The organism is Chryseobacterium sp. PCH239, assembly GCF_018924625.1.
In the GTDB taxonomy this organism is placed as follows: domain Bacteria; phylum Bacteroidota; class Bacteroidia; order Flavobacteriales; family Weeksellaceae; genus Chryseobacterium; species Chryseobacterium cucumeris.
In genome coordinates, this window is the sequence record NZ_CP073027.1 from 481,349 (window position 1) to 495,833 (window position 14,485).

The following is a 14,485-nucleotide window of genomic DNA, read 5'->3' on the forward strand; positions in this document are numbered from 1 at the left end:
ATGAAACCTCCTGATTTAAAAAGAATTACTTAATATTGTATTGAATGAAAATAATCGCTGTTATCCCTGCACGTTACGAAGCAAGCCGTTTTCCAGGGAAATTAATGCAGATTTTAGGAGAAAAAACCGTGATTACTACAACCTATCAGAATGTAGTGGAAACCGGACTGTTTGATGAAGTATTTGTCGCCACAGACTCTGAAATTATTCTTGATGAAATCGTAAAAAACGGAGGAAAAGCCGTTATGACAGGACAGCATGAGACTGGAAGCGACCGTATTGCTGAAGCAGTACAGAATATAGAGTGTGATATTGTCATCAATGTTCAGGGAGATGAGCCTTTCCTTAAGTTAGAACCTTTACGTCAGCTGATTGAAGTATTCAGAAATGATAATCAACAGGAAATATCTTTAGCTTCTTTAAAAATACAGCTGCGCGAAAAAGAAGAAATTGAAAATCCGAATAACGTAAAAGTAATTACTGATAACAATGGTTTTGCTTTATATTTCAGTCGTTCTGTAATTCCTTTTCACAGAGAAGTTTCCTTTGATGTAAGCTATTTTAAACATATTGGAGTATATGCTTTCAGAAAAGAAGCGCTGTTGCAGTTTTCAAAACTGGCTATGAAACCATTGGAAATATCAGAAAAGATTGAATGCATCCGTTATCTTGAATACGGAATGAAAATCAAAATGATAGAAACCAATTTCGTTGGAGTAGGCATTGATACGCCGGAAGATCTGGAAAAAGCCCGAAAATTAATTTAAAATCAGAAGAATCAGCAAAACAAATCGGCCTTTTAGTTGTTTTGCGTTTTTGCAATTTTACGTAAATCCCCCTATATTTGAATTTATAAATAAAATTAATGAAGAAGTTATTATTAGTATTTGGACTGATATTTTCGCATGTGATATTCGGACAGACCGCAAAGGAAATTATTGACAAAAACATTGAATTATCCGGAGGGTTAACCAATTGGAAATTATTAAACTCGGTATTGCTTCAGGGAAAAGTAATCCTGGGAATTAAAGATGAATATCCGATAAGAATTTTTCAGCAACGTCCAAATCTTACTAAAACATTGATTACGACCGGAGGAAAAGAAACTGCAATTGAAGGTTTTGATGGTACCAAAGGGTATGCAATGAATTATGCTGCCAATAAACTTCAGGAATATCCTGAATATGTGCCGGAAAGTTTCGATAATGATTTCATTGATTGGGAAAATAAAGGATTTGATGCCAAATACCTTGGAAAAGAAAAAGTAGGAGAGATCTATTGTCATAAGGTAGAACTTACCAAGAATGTGAATAAGAATATGTATTATTTTGATACAAAAACTTATATGCTGATCAAAGAAGTGAAAAAAGATGAAACATTGATCTATTCTGATTTTAAAAAAGTTGGAAACCTAATCATGCCTTTCAGAATTGAATCTTCAAGTGCTAAAAAAGACGGAGATTATGTGATGTTATTAAACAGAATAGACATCAATAAAGTTTTTCCGGCTAATATTTTTAAATTTTAATTCAATTGCAGTTCTCTGCATAAAATTATAAGACATGAAAAAGATTTTTTACTGCTGCTTTCTTTCATGGCATTTCTGCAAAGCTGCACCAACCAAAAAAGTGAAATTTCTAAAGCTAAAACCACAGAACTTATGGGAAAAACAATATATGACTTCAAAGTAGAAGGTCTTGATGGCAAAGAAATCAATTTTGCAGATTTTAAAGGAAAAAAAATCCTGATTGTCAATACGGCTTCAGAATGTGGATTTACTCCACAGTATGCAGATCTTGAAAAGGTATATGAACAATATAAAGATAAATTGGTAGTGATAGGGTTTCCTGCTAATAATTTTGGAGGACAGGAACCTGGAACCAACACTGAAATTGGGGCTTTCTGCCAGAAAAATTACGGAGTAACATTCCCGATGGCTGCTAAAGTTTCTGTAAAAGGCGATGATACAGCACCTATCTTTAAATTTTTAACAGAGAAGGAACTTAACGGAGTAAAGAATACAAGCATCCTTTGGAATTTTACGAAATTTCTTGTAGATGAAAACGGAAAATTGATTGACACCTTTGTAAGCACTACAAATCCTACGGATGTGGCTATTACAAAGTATCTGAAATAAAGATAAAAACTATATTTTTACAAGTGGGTGTTTTACATCCGCTTTTTTATTTTTAACTAATAAACCGTTTCCTATGAAAAAAGTAATTTTTACCCTTTGTATCCTGGCTTCTTTTATGTTAGGCTTCGCTTTTAAAGCTGTTACAGAAAACAAACCCAATGAGATGAAAAGAGTTACCGGTATTGGTGGAATCTTTTTTAAATGTAAGGACACTAAGAAAATGAGAGAATGGTATGAAAATCATCTAGGGCTTAGTACCAATGAATATGGAGCTGTATTTGAGTGGTTTCAAGGCGCTGATAACTCTAAAAAAGGATTCAGCCAGTGGAGTCCTTTCGGTGAAAAAACGAAGTATTTCCTGCCGTCCGAGAAAGATTTCATGATCAATTACAGAGTTGATAATCTTGAAAAACTGGTGGAACAACTAAAGAAGGAAAATGTAACCGTTGTAGATAAGATTGAGACTTATGAATATGGAAAATTTGTCCACATTATGGATATTGAAGGCAATAAAATAGAGCTTTGGGAGCCTAATGACATTGAATATGAAAAATTAGGACAGAAAATGGGCAGCAAAACCACAAAATAGGGAATAGATAAAAGGTAGAAGCATTTAGGGGTTAGGGAATTAATAATGAGAACTTCATCTTTAACCCGAACCCAATCACCTTCGCATCCCGAACCCCGTATTTCAATCAATCATTCATTAGTCTTCTCTGCAAAACAGAAAATATTCCCCAGTTTGATACTGGAGTAGCCGTTACTTTTTATTTTTGAAGAATTGATCATTGCCTTTGCTAAAATATCTGTTGGCAGAGGTTTTTGACTTTCTAACAACCCAAGTTTATTCGCAAATTTAATGATGCGGCTGCCCAATACTTCTCCGGTTCTTTCAGAATCTTTGCGTTCAAGCATTCCCGGTTTAAAAATAGTGATCTTATTAAAATGCAGTTGTTTTACAGCTTCTTCCAGTTCCCCCTTCATTTTAGAATAGAAAATTTTAGACTGTGGGTTCGCTCCGTAAGCCGATACCAGAATATAATCTTCCACTTCATTCTCTTTTGCAGCTTTCGCAAATTCATACTGATAATCAAAGTCTACTTTCTTCTGGGCTTCTTTACTTCCGGCATCTTTTAAAGTAGTTCCCAGACATGAAAACGCCACATCTCCCTTCACCATCTCTTTCCATTCCTCCGGTTTTTCAAAATTCACTACATGAACTTTCAGCTTATCATTCTGAATATCAATAGGTTTTCTGACGAAAATATCCACTTCATCAAACTCTTTGTCATTCAATAACTGATTGACAAGATCTTTTCCTGTGGCACCTGTAGCACCTATTACAAGAGCTTTCATAATAATTGCGGTTTTGTAAGATTATTTCTTTCTTAAATTTACTAAATTTGAATTAAAGATTAAAGAATTAATTTGATCATTACCTATTACTTATCACTTATTACTTATATTGAACATGGATGCCAACGATATTTTAGATTACTGCCTGGCCAAAAAAGGAGTTACGGAAAGTTTTCCTTTTGATAACGAAACTCTCGTGATGAAAGTAGACACCAAAATGTTTTTACTGATGGGACTTGAGAGACAGCCGTTGGCCATTAATGTAAAAACAGATCCGGAATGGAGTGCAGAGCTTCGTGAGCAATATCCTCAGATCACAGGTGCTTATCATATGAACAAAACCCACTGGAATTCCGTAGCAGTAGATGGATTGAAAAGAGATCTGATCTTTAAACTCATTGATCAATCCTACGAGCTGGTTTTCAAATCCCTGACTAAAAAAGCACAGAATGAAGTCAATTCATTATAGTACATCAAATAAATTGAGGTACGGGATTTGTTATCTATTACTGGTGAAATAATATATTTGACATTAATAAAATAAATTACAAATGAGAAATCACCTTTTATTATTCGCAGCAGCCGGAACATTGATGCTGTCAGGCTGCACCAAGCCGGTAAATAAGAACACTACAGAAAAAAACACTTCTGCTGTATCAGCCTCTGAAAAATATCCCGAAACTCTTAAATTAGAATTTTCAGGAACAGACGCATTTACCATTAAAAATGCACGGCTCAAAGTGAGTTTATATGGAATGGACGAAAAACTGGCTGATGCTCCTGCTACTTTAATTACAGAACAGGAATATGAACAGAAATCAATACCCTTCACCATCAATCTGCCAATACCTGAAGATGCCGGAAGCAAGATCAATCCAAAACCTGCCGGTCCTGCAAAATATTATGTAACCATAAGCTGGGATTCTGATGGAAACGGAAAAGCAGATCAAAAAGGAGATATCTTTATTGATTACGACAAACAGTTCCCGAATGTGAAACTGAATAATGAAACCCAGAAAATCTACTTAAAAGTATTAAAATAAACAAAAAGGCTATTCCCAACGAATAGCCTTTCTCTATATTTAAAAATCAAATTTTTCTGTTATTCTTTTATCCTCATCCAGTCTTTCAATCAATTTGTCCAGACCTTCAAATTTGATTTCATCATGAAGAAAATCCCTGAAACTTACCGTAATCTTTTCATCATAAATGTCATCATCAAAATCAAGGATATAAACTTCCACAGTTAGTTTTTCTCCATTTACCGTCGGATTGGTTCCGATACTCAGCATACCTTTATATTGGTTGCCCTTTACGAATACTTCCACAATATAAGCTCCTTTTTTAGGTAGCAACTTGATTGATTCCGTATCAATATTTGCTGTGGGATATCCGATGGTTCTTCCAATCTTTTTCCCATGAACTACAGTTCCGGAAACAGAGTAGGAGTATCCCAGCATTTCGTTAGCTTCCTTAACATTACCTGTTAATAGAGCATTACGTACTTTAGTGGAACTGATATTATTTTCATGAATATTAATTGCTTCCATCTGTTCTACCTCAAAATCAAGTTCTTTTGATAATTTCTGGAGAAGCTCAAAATTTCCGCTTTTATTTTTTCCGAAGGAATGATCGTATCCTATAATAAGGTACTTTACATTAAGTTTGTCAATTAAAATCTGACGTACAAACTCTTCTCCGGTCAGATTTCTGAATTCTTCATCAAATTCTTTCAGGAACAAATTATCAATGCCATATTTTTCAACCAGCTGTTTCTTTTCTTCCAGTGTATTGAGAAGCTTTAAATCTTCATTAGGATTAAAAACAAATCTTGGATGTGGCCAGAACGTAAGAATTGCTGTTTCCAGATTATTTTCTGTACCTATTTTAGTCAGCTCATCGATAATACTCTTGTGCCCTAGATGTACCCCGTCAAACATTCCTAAAGACAATGCTAAAGGCTTCTGTGAGGAGTAATCTGTAAAATTCTTGAAAACTTTCAAAACGGAAAAATTTTGATTGCAAATATAAAACCTTTATTTTTAATGTAACGGAGGGAATCTGAAAATTTGAAAATGAAAAATTTTGAAAAAAGTCCTACATTATATAATACTATAATAATAACAATTTAGTGAATTGCCAATTTGCTGTTAAATATAATGATAAATATTGAATTTTACATAGTAAATGACAAACTCATCCATCTCTTCAAAAGCATGATAAAAATCTTTTTTTTACCAATTGCGGGTTTATGAAGAATCACTATATTTGCACCAAGAAAAAATTTAGCAATGGCAAACCAAATTAAAGGTAAAATTTCTCAAATTATTGGTCCGGTAATCGACGTTGTCTTCACAGATGTGGAAGCTGTTCCAGCAATCTATGACGCGTTAGAAATTACAAAAGAAAACGGTGAAAAAGTAGTTTTAGAGGTAGAACAACATATTGGCGAAGATACAGTAAGATGTATCGCAATGGACGCTACTGACGGTCTTAAAAGAGGGCAAGACGTAATTGGATACGGAAATCCTATTATGATGCCTATCGGAGAGGCAGTAAACGGAAGACTATTCAACGTTGTTGGTGATGCTATCGATGGACTTCAAGATATTTCTAAGGATGGTGGTCTTCCAATTCACAGACCAGCTCCAAAATTTGATCAATTATCAACTTCAGCAGAAGTTTTATTTACAGGTATTAAAGTAATCGACCTAGTTGAGCCTTATGCAAAGGGAGGTAAAATTGGATTGTTCGGTGGTGCCGGTGTAGGTAAAACAGTATTGATTCAGGAGTTGATTAACAATATTGCAAAAGGACACGGAGGTCTTTCTGTTTTCGCCGGAGTAGGTGAAAGAACGAGAGAAGGAAATGACCTTTTGAGAGAGATGTTGGAATCAGGTATTATCAAGTATGGTGATGATTTCATGCACTCTATGGAAAACGGAGGTTGGGATCTTTCTAAAGTAGACTTAGAAGCTATGAAAGATTCAAAAGCAGCATTCGTTTTCGGACAGATGAACGAGCCGCCAGGTGCAAGAGCGAGAGTAGCACTTTCTGGTCTTACATTGGCTGAGTACTATAGAGACGGTGGAGAAAGCGGACAAGGTAGAGACGTACTTTTCTTCGTAGACAACATCTTCCGTTTTACACAGGCTGGTTCTGAGGTATCTGCACTTCTTGGTCGTATGCCATCAGCAGTAGGTTACCAACCAACGCTAGCTTCTGAAATGGGTGCGATGCAGGAAAGAATTACTTCAACTAAAAATGGTTCAATTACTTCAGTACAGGCGGTATACGTACCTGCGGATGACTTAACTGACCCGGCTCCTGCAACTACGTTTGCTCACTTGGATGCAACTACGGTACTTGACAGAAAGATTGCTTCATTAGGTATCTATCCGGCGGTAGATCCACTAGCTTCTACTTCAAGAATCCTTGCTCCTGAAGTTATCGGTCACGATCACTACAACTGTGCTCAAAGAGTAAAAGAAATCCTTCAAAGATATAAAGCACTTCAGGATATCATCGCAATCCTTGGTATGGAAGAACTTTCTGAAGAAGATAAAGCTGTTGTATACCGTGCAAGAAAAGTTCAGAGATTCTTATCTCAACCTTTCCACGTAGCAGAGCAGTTTACAGGTATCCCAGGATCATTGGTAGACATCAAAGATACGATCAAAGGATTCAACATGATTATGGATGGTGAGTTAGATCACTTACCAGAAGCAGCTTTCAACTTGAAAGGAACCATCGAAGAAGCTATCGAAGCAGGACAAAAAATGTTAGCTGAAAACGCTTAATAATTAGACATAAAGATTACAGATACCAGACATGAGACTTTAAGGTTGTCTGAAATCTGAAATCTGAAATCTTCAAATCTAAATTAAAATGAATATAAAAATTTTAACACCAGAATACGTAGTTTTTGAAGGAGAAGTAGACTCAGTATTATTGCCTGGAAAAAATGGTGAATTTCACATCATGAAAAACCACGCAGGAATTGTTTCTTCTTTAATCGGAGGTGATGTAAAGCTTTTTGCTAACTCTATTGATGAGGCTTATGCTAAAAATTTCACTAAAGAAGCCGGAAAAGACTCTGTTTTTGCTTATGCTATCAAAAGCGGTGTTGTAGAATTTAATCATAATAAAGGAATTATCCTTTGTGAATAATTAAATGAAAAGCTAAATATATTTTCAAGAAAGTGTAACTTTGTGTTACACTTTTTTTATTTGTAAAAGTCTGATTGTATGAAGAGAGGCATAATCATATTATTTACAGTTCTGGGTATTTTCCTCCATGCCCAGAATATCAAAACCAAAAGAGGAATTATTAATCTTGACGGTATTCCGGTAGCTAAGCTCTCCAACAAATCCAGCGAATATACGTTTATGGATCTTAAAGAGACCCCGATGTATACGATTAAATTCATTGATAAAAGCATCGTGGATTCTGTTCGCGACAGTTATATCATTGTCAACAGAGTATATAACAGGGACAAAACCATCGAAATTGATTACTCGTCACCTTCTGCATTTTCCGGAGAAGAAAAATCTGCAGTCTTTACTTCAGTTAAAGATCTTAAAATTATTGATAACAAAGGGATCAATGTTAAAAACCTGGATGAGCTTTTTTCAAATGTCCCGAAAAGGAAGCTGGACGCTAAAACAAAAGATGCTTATGCGATCAGAAAGAAAATAGACAAGATGAATATTGAGGTCAATAAAGTAGGAGAGATTCTTAGCAATGGTGTTCCTGTAGGGTATTTTACCAACTTGCCGGTAAGTTTCGGCTCAGAAGATATTATCATGGATAAGACCCCAATAGATATTGAAATTTATGATGCTAAAAGTAAACTTATCGGAAGGTATATCACCACAACAAAACAGCTGAAAACAGCGGGAGGAAAGTCTTTTACGATCTATAGAGAAATGTCCGGAAGGGCTTCGATCCTGAAATTTCCGACCTATAAAGCACTGGCTGAGCGCATGGCAATTATGGATCCCAATTTTATCAAAATACAGGAAAAAGTAAACGTAGGTACTGTTTCAAAAGAGACCCCTAATTAATGTAATACAGATTTTATCAATAGGAACGGGCTTTAGCCCGTTTTTTTATTATGGATCAAATTCATCCGGCTTTAGCCAAAACTTTAAACCACCCCGTCAAAAATTCTTTGAATGTTTTGCCACCCCTCCGGAGGAGGGGAATATTTTGCCGGTTTATTTATGGCAGCTAGAAATTTGGATTAATCTCTTCTGAATGTGAAAATGGAATGTCTTATCCTTTCAAATCCAAATCAGCGAGAGATGATCATTCAATAGAAACAGGTTTTATTAATACAGAAAATTAACAATTCATAGAAAATTGTGTCTTTTTAAAAAATCCCTGACAAAAAAGTGGAAATTTTTATAAACTTAAAATCACCCCATTTTCCTTCAATTGTTGTATCGGTTTTGAGAACCAGAATAACTCAAAATCATCAAAATTTTCTTCAAATTGATTTTTAAGTTGTTGAATTGTAGGTTTTTTAGAATTTTCAATAGCATTCTCTTCCAATACATTCATCAGCCATTTTGCTTTTTCCTGTTCCAGTTCAACCTTCACAATATTGGTTTTTAAGTGGAATGTAAGAAGCGTATACGTACCAGAATATTTCTTTTTATTTTTTACGCGATTCTCAGCGATTACATTTTTGGTCAAAAAGACAACTTTTGAATTTGCTTTCAGACTGAACTGCCCATCTTCCAAAAGACAGTCATGAATATAATCCGGGTGAATGGTAGTCCTTGGAATTTTAAAATCAAACCAATCCTGAAGCGGCAGTTCGAAATTGACTCCATGCATATAATTGAACAGAGACTTTTTTAATCCGAAGCTGAACTTATTGTGATCGATTCCGGTTTTATCTTTAAAGTCAATATCATTATTAGCAAACAAAATTTCCTGTTTTACCGGAACTACTCCAAAATCTTCCGGGCTCATTCCAACGGGTGAGTGAGCAGTCATTGCGAACTGATGCCAGAATCCACTTTGAAGAATTCCCATCTCAAACATCTGCCGAATCATTTCCAGAGAATCTACCGTTTCCTGAACTGTTTGGGTAGGATAGCCATACATCAGATAAGCATGAACCATAATTCCTGCTTCTGTAAAATTTCTTGTTACATTCGCTACCTGGTCTACAGAAACTCCTTTATCTATTAACTTCAGCAATCGGTCACTGGCCACTTCCAGACCTCCGGAAACTGCAACACATCCTGAAAGTTTCAGAAGATAGCAGAGATCCCGGGTAAAGCTTTTTTCAAAACGGATATTGGTCCACCAGGTAACTACCAGATTTCTTCTGAGGATTTCCAGAGCTACTTCTCTCATTAAGGCAGGCGGTGCGGCTTCATCCACAAAATGGAATCCTGTCTCACCGGTTGTTTTGATTAATTCTTCAATCCGGTCTACCAGAATTTTAGCAGAAATAGGTTCGTAGATCTTGATGTAATCTAATGAAATATCACAAAACGTGCATTTCCCCCAATAGCATCCATGGGCCATGGTCAGTTTATTCCACCTTCCGTCGCTCCATAAACTGTGCATCGGATTGGCAATTTCGATAACGGAAATATACTGATCAAGTTTTAAATCTGTATAATCAGGAGTTCCTATTTCAGACTGTTTGAAGTCATGCCTTTTAGAATTGTTTTTATAGACAACTTCTTTATTTTTGAGAAGAAAAGTTCTTTTAAACTCGCCTTCTTCTGGTGCAACTTCTAAATTCTGGTAAAGCAGTTCCAGAGGAAGTTCACCATCATCTAAAGTAATAAAATCAAAAAATTCGAATACTCTCTGATCTTTGACTTCTCTTAATTCCGTATTGGGAAATCCTCCTCCCATAGCAATTTTAATGTGAGGATAATGCTTTTTGATCCATTGGGCACATTTGAATGCTGAATACAAATTACCAGGAAACGGAATGGAAAAACAAACAAGCTTTGGCTGAACAGTTTCAATTTTTTCCTTAAGAATTTTTAAAGTAAACTCATCGATAAATGTAGGTTCACCAGATAATTTCGAATATAATTCATCAAAAGAATTGGCACTTTTTCCAAGGCGTTCTGCATATCTGCTGAAACCAAAATCGGAATCGATATTTTCCACAATATAGTCGGAAATATCTTCCAGGTATAGAGTTGCCAGATGTTTGGCCTTATCCTGAAGTCCCATATTTCCAAAAGCAAATTCCATATCATCCAGCTGGTTGAAACGGGAAGCTTCGGGAAGAAAGTTCATGCTACAGATCTGTCTTGCTAATGTAGGAGTTTTATCCTGTAAAAAAGTAATGACCTGATCTATTGTTTTTAAATATTCTTCTCTTAAGGCATAGATTCTCTGAGAATTTTCAGAGGTGCTATGAAGGTCAATTTCTTTACTGAAAACCTTCTGAATTCCATCCTTTGAAAATAATTCCAAAATAACATCAATCCCCAAATCTACCTGATAGCTTGAAATATTCTTGGTATTTAAAAATCCTTTTATATAAGCTGTTGCAGGATAAGGAGTATTAAGTTGGGTAAACGGCGGAGTAATAAGAAGCAGGTCTTTCAACAGAAATTTTTTGCAAAGTTATTCCAAAGTTTTTTTAGAAAAAAATTTTTTCCCCTGATTATAAACAGTGAAGAAAAGTCTTTAGAGATATTGCATTTATTACTATTCGATTTTCTTGATTCTTCTTATTTCCAATCCATGGAAGCAGCAAAGCATTTTAGAATAAATTAGAAGGTTTATTAAACAAAGCATCCGGAGAATTGCTTTCAATAAATGTTAAGAAAGCATCTTCGTCAAAATATCCGTCTACATCAAGAATTTCAGCTTTCAGCAATCCGATTTCGCCAGGTTTTTCAAGGCTTATATTTTCAATAAACTTTCCGGTCTTGCCTGTTATTTCATTATGGAAACTGATTAAGTATCTGGAATAAATATTACCTTCAGCCACCGTGTAATGTCCGTTTTCTGCAATGAGAGAAGTCATAATGCTTCCTCCGATGTATGTTTCATTATCATTCCCCGAAGCACCAAACAATACTTTTGAGGTCACATTTCCGGAGCAATATAATGAACCGTTGATGATAATATTTTCTGCCTGTATATTACCGGTAACAATAAGGACAATATAATCCTCCACAAAAAGTTTCTCCGACAAGTGAAGATCACTATCGATAAGAATGATTTTATATCCTTCATCTTCTGAAGTAATCAGTTCCAGAGAAGTGTTGCTTTCATTTTGTATAAGAACAATTTCAGGAGCATCGTTTTCATTATTGATGTACAGGGAAGCGTCCTTTAACTTTTCTGCTGTTTCATCGTCCAGCATTTCGAAAAATTCAGTAAGGCTTTCTTCATCTATGTCACTTTCATTGAAGAAATTGTTTTCCAGGGCTTCGTGAGCAATGCTGTATAGGTTTTCTGATTTTTCTTTGAGTTGTTTGTATAATTGGTCTTTGGTAAGTTTTTGCAATTCTTTCATCGGTTTTTAAAAGTATATACATTATCTATTCAGTGGGGGAAACACCTGTTAATAGACTGATGCAATATAGTCAGATAAATTATGTTACGCCAGAAAGAGATGTATTTTTTCAAATATTTTTTTATCGATGATTTTCTGAGCTGATAGATCAGATTATTTCATACAAAAACCGAACTCATAAAGAAGTCCGGCTTTTGTATAATAATTTATGAGGGTTAAACATGGCCTATTTTCTTTTGATCCCCAATTACATTCAAGGTAACTCCGAAAAGAATTAGAGTAATCCCGATGAGTAAATTAGGAGTAAATTTTTCATGAAATATCAGGACACTGATCAATACAGCGACTACAGGTTCCAAAGCTCATAAAATAGCAACCGGAGTAGAACCTATATATTTAATAGCAAATACCAAACATAAGCTGGAAATAACTGTAGTCAAAAATGCAAAAATAAGAAAGTTAATAAAAATTTCTGTTGAAGGAATAGCAAAAGATTCATTAGCCATCAAAGCTTTGGTCATAAAGAACATTGAGGTAAAAAGCATAGAATAAAACGTAAGCTTAAATCCTGAAACCCTGATATTCGATTTGTTGACAATGACCATATATAATGCATAGAATAGTGAGCTGAGCATTACAATTCCCAATCCTGCAAAATTAATTTCCAGTCCGTTTCCTTTTAAACATAAAACAATGACTCCAGCGAAAGCAAGAAGTAATGATGCTCCCGATAGTCTGGTTAATCTCTCTTTGTAAAAGAAAAGCATGATGAGTGCTACAATAATCGGGTAAATAAATAAAACGGTAGAGGCAATTCCTGGCGTGAGGAAATCATATCCTAAAAACAGAAACTCCGAAGAAAGGGCATAGCAGATTCCAAGGATGGCCAGAATTAGGGCTTCTTTTTTATTGATTCTAAAACTTTCTTTGGAATACAGCAAATATCCTCCCACCATTAAAGCTGAAAAGAAAAATCTGTAAAACAGCGTGATATCCATTGAAAAGTGTGCCTGCTTAACAGGCAGGATAAAAATAGGAATCATACCATATGAAACGGCTGATAAAATTCCCAGCGTGTAACCTCTAAGTTTCATTTGCTTTTATAGTTATTAAACAAAAAAGCCACTGATTGATTCAGTGGCTTTTTTATTTTTATGAATTAAATCGGTTTAAAACTTAATCCTTGTTCCTGCAGTAATTTTTGTTCCTGCTCTTTGTAGTAGCCACCTACTAACTTATCATGAATTGCTTCAAACGCTGCCAGAGTTTCATTGATCTCTGCATCGGTATGAGAAGCGGTAGGAATAAGCCTTAAAAGAATCATTCCCTTCGGAATGACCGGATATACCACCACAGAGGTGAAGATACCATAATTCTCTCTTAAATCTTTTACCAATAGAGTAGCCTCTACAGGAGTTCCCTGCATCATTACCGGAGTTACACAAGTATTAGTGTCTCCAATATTGAATCCTCTTTCTGTAAGTCCGTTCTGTAGTTTGTAAACATTCTCCCAAAGTTTAGCTTTGATTTCAGGTCTTGATCTCAATAGCTCCAGTCTTTTTAATCCTCCGATTACCATTGGCATCGTAAGAGATTTTGCAAAGATTTGTGATCTTAAGTTGAATTTCAGATATCTGATGATTTCTTTGTCACCCGCAAGGAATGCTCCGAAACCAGCCATTGATTTTGCAAATGTAGAGAAATAGACATCGATCTGATCGTTACAGTCCTGCTCTTCACCTACACCGGCACCTGTTTTACCAAGAGTTCCGAAACCGTGGGCATCATCTACTAAAAGTCTGAACTGGTATTTAGATTTAAGATCACAGATCTCTTTGATTTTACCTTGTTGTCCTCTCATCCCGAAAACACCTTCTGTAATCACAAGAATACCTCCTCCTGTTTCTTCAGCTACCTTGGTTGCTCTTTGAAGGTTTTTCTCAAGACTTGCCATATCATTATGCTTGTAGGTAAATCTTTTACCGGAATGAAGTCTTACTCCATCCACGATGCAGGCATGAGAATCCATATCATAAACAATCACATCATTTCTGCTTACCAAAGCATCAATGGTAGAAACCATTCCCTGGTAACCGAAATTCAATAAATATGCTGATTCTTTTTTACGAAGTCTGCCAATTCTCTTTCCAGCTGAAGGTGCTGGTCTGTTTCTCCGGACATTGCTCTTGCTCCCATTGGATAGAACATTCCATATTCTGCAGCCGCTTTCGCATCCGCTTCTATTACTTCAGGGTGATTACACAGCCCTAAATAGTCATTGGCACTCCAGAAAATTACTTCTCTCCCCTGAAATTGCATTCTCGGGCCGATAGGTCCCTCTAATCTTGGGAAAATAAAATACCCTTCACCATAATCTGCAAATTGTCCAAGTGGTCCTGGATTTTCTTTTATTCTTTCAAAAATATCCAACATTGTATCGTAATTTTTAAGTAATAAAGCCTTTTTTGTCTGAATA

At 35.5% G+C, this 14,485-nt stretch carries 13 protein-coding genes and 2 pseudogenes; 9 read left to right on the forward strand and 6 right to left on the reverse strand.

Annotation, left to right across the window (positions count from 1 at the left end; translation table 11 throughout):
• Positions 1-44: 44 nt before the first annotated feature.
• The 4 genes from kdsB (at position 45) to KBP46_RS02390 (ending at position 2,726) form a co-directional block, all read left to right on the forward strand.
• Positions 45-767, forward strand: coding sequence for a 3-deoxy-manno-octulosonate cytidylyltransferase (kdsB, locus tag KBP46_RS02375; RefSeq protein WP_062674902.1), 723 nt, complete (start codon positions 45-47; stop codon positions 765-767).
• A 98-nt stretch (positions 768-865) separates the two neighbouring features.
• Positions 866-1,528 carry a hypothetical protein gene (locus KBP46_RS02380; RefSeq protein WP_062674900.1) on the forward strand — a complete coding sequence of 221 codons (663 nt, stop codon included), beginning with the start codon at positions 866-868 and terminating at the stop codon, positions 1,526-1,528.
• Positions 1,529-1,594: 66 nt separating this feature from the next.
• Positions 1,595-2,137, forward strand: a complete 543-nt coding sequence (locus tag KBP46_RS02385) for a glutathione peroxidase (RefSeq protein WP_216444518.1) — start codon at positions 1,595-1,597, stop codon at positions 2,135-2,137.
• 73 nt (positions 2,138-2,210) lie between these two features.
• A complete protein-coding gene (locus KBP46_RS02390; RefSeq protein WP_317041204.1) occupies positions 2,211-2,726 on the forward strand; it encodes a VOC family protein in 516 nt (171 codons plus the stop codon).
• 110 nt (positions 2,727-2,836) lie between these two features.
• Here KBP46_RS02390 and KBP46_RS02395 read toward each other — a convergent pair whose 3' ends face one another.
• On the reverse strand, positions 2,837-3,493 hold the full coding sequence (locus tag KBP46_RS02395) for an NAD(P)H-binding protein (protein WP_120231329.1): 657 nt from the start codon (positions 3,491-3,493) through the stop codon (positions 2,837-2,839).
• Positions 3,494-3,608: 115 nt separating this feature from the next.
• Here KBP46_RS02395 and KBP46_RS02400 point away from each other — a divergent pair, with 115 nt between their 5' ends.
• Together KBP46_RS02400 and KBP46_RS02405 are read left to right on the forward strand one after the other, a co-directional pair.
• Positions 3,609-3,962: an MmcQ/YjbR family DNA-binding protein gene (locus KBP46_RS02400; protein ID WP_062674894.1), complete on the forward strand. Its 354-nt coding sequence runs from the start codon at positions 3,609-3,611 to the stop codon at positions 3,960-3,962.
• 82 nt (positions 3,963-4,044) lie between these two features.
• A complete protein-coding gene (locus tag KBP46_RS02405) occupies positions 4,045-4,536 on the forward strand; it encodes a hypothetical protein (protein ID WP_253297162.1) in 492 nt (163 codons plus the stop codon).
• Between the two features lie 39 nt (positions 4,537-4,575).
• Here the strand turns inward: KBP46_RS02405 and KBP46_RS02410 are convergent, their stop codons facing one another.
• The gene (locus tag KBP46_RS02410) at positions 4,576-5,496 is read right to left on the reverse strand and encodes a bifunctional riboflavin kinase/FAD synthetase (protein WP_062674889.1); all 921 of its coding nucleotides are present in this window, start codon (positions 5,494-5,496) and stop codon (positions 4,576-4,578) included.
• A 288-nt stretch (positions 5,497-5,784) separates the two neighbouring features.
• On the opposite strand from KBP46_RS02410, the gene atpD reads away from it, so the two are divergent.
• The 3 genes from atpD (at position 5,785) to KBP46_RS02425 (ending at position 8,560) form a co-directional block, all read left to right on the forward strand.
• On the forward strand, positions 5,785-7,293 hold the full coding sequence (gene atpD / locus KBP46_RS02415) for a F0F1 ATP synthase subunit beta (protein WP_062674887.1): 1,509 nt from the start codon (positions 5,785-5,787) through the stop codon (positions 7,291-7,293).
• Positions 7,294-7,381: 88 nt separating this feature from the next.
• A complete protein-coding gene (locus KBP46_RS02420) occupies positions 7,382-7,663 on the forward strand; it encodes a F0F1 ATP synthase subunit epsilon (protein ID WP_062674884.1) in 282 nt (93 codons plus the stop codon).
• A gap of 78 nt (positions 7,664-7,741) precedes the next feature.
• Positions 7,742-8,560, forward strand: coding sequence for a hypothetical protein (locus KBP46_RS02425; protein ID WP_216444519.1), 819 nt, complete (start codon positions 7,742-7,744; stop codon positions 8,558-8,560).
• 340 nt (positions 8,561-8,900) lie between these two features.
• Here KBP46_RS02425 and KBP46_RS02430 read toward each other — a convergent pair whose 3' ends face one another.
• From KBP46_RS02430 to KBP46_RS02445, 4 genes and pseudogenes are all read right to left on the reverse strand, one after another.
• Positions 8,901-11,090, reverse strand: a complete 2,190-nt coding sequence (locus KBP46_RS02430) for a radical SAM protein (RefSeq protein WP_062674880.1) — start codon at positions 11,088-11,090, stop codon at positions 8,901-8,903.
• 157 nt (positions 11,091-11,247) lie between these two features.
• The gene (locus KBP46_RS02435) at positions 11,248-12,009 is read right to left on the reverse strand and encodes a hypothetical protein (RefSeq protein WP_216444520.1); all 762 of its coding nucleotides are present in this window, start codon (positions 12,007-12,009) and stop codon (positions 11,248-11,250) included.
• Between the two features lie 215 nt (positions 12,010-12,224).
• Positions 12,225-13,103, reverse strand: a pseudogene (locus KBP46_RS02440) (DMT family transporter).
• Between the two features lie 65 nt (positions 13,104-13,168).
• A pseudogene (locus KBP46_RS02445) lies at positions 13,169-14,442 on the reverse strand (aminotransferase class I/II-fold pyridoxal phosphate-dependent enzyme).
• Between the last annotated feature and the right edge of the window lie 43 nt (positions 14,443-14,485).

What these genes read in the sequence shown, in the direction of transcription:
- kdsB (WP_062674902.1), top strand. Translation starts at nt 45, where the DNA reads ATGAAAATAATCGCTGTTATCCCTGCACGTTACGAAGCAAGCCGTTTT.
- KBP46_RS02380 (WP_062674900.1), top strand. Translation starts at nt 866, where the DNA reads ATGAAGAAGTTATTATTAGTATTTGGACTGATATTTTCGCATGTGATA.
- KBP46_RS02385 (WP_216444518.1), top strand. Translation starts at nt 1,595, where the DNA reads ATGGCATTTCTGCAAAGCTGCACCAACCAAAAAAGTGAAATTTCTAAA.
- KBP46_RS02390 (WP_317041204.1), top strand. Translation starts at nt 2,211, where the DNA reads ATGAAAAAAGTAATTTTTACCCTTTGTATCCTGGCTTCTTTTATGTTA.
- KBP46_RS02395 (WP_120231329.1), bottom strand. Translation starts at nt 3,493, where the DNA reads ATGAAAGCTCTTGTAATAGGTGCTACAGGTGCCACAGGAAAAGATCTT.
- KBP46_RS02400 (WP_062674894.1), top strand. Translation starts at nt 3,609, where the DNA reads ATGGATGCCAACGATATTTTAGATTACTGCCTGGCCAAAAAAGGAGTT.
- KBP46_RS02405 (WP_253297162.1), top strand. Translation starts at nt 4,045, where the DNA reads ATGAGAAATCACCTTTTATTATTCGCAGCAGCCGGAACATTGATGCTG.
- atpD (WP_062674887.1), top strand. Translation starts at nt 5,785, where the DNA reads ATGGCAAACCAAATTAAAGGTAAAATTTCTCAAATTATTGGTCCGGTA.
- KBP46_RS02420 (WP_062674884.1), top strand. Translation starts at nt 7,382, where the DNA reads ATGAATATAAAAATTTTAACACCAGAATACGTAGTTTTTGAAGGAGAA.
- KBP46_RS02425 (WP_216444519.1), top strand. Translation starts at nt 7,742, where the DNA reads ATGAAGAGAGGCATAATCATATTATTTACAGTTCTGGGTATTTTCCTC.
- KBP46_RS02435 (WP_216444520.1), bottom strand. Translation starts at nt 12,009, where the DNA reads ATGAAAGAATTGCAAAAACTTACCAAAGACCAATTATACAAACAACTC.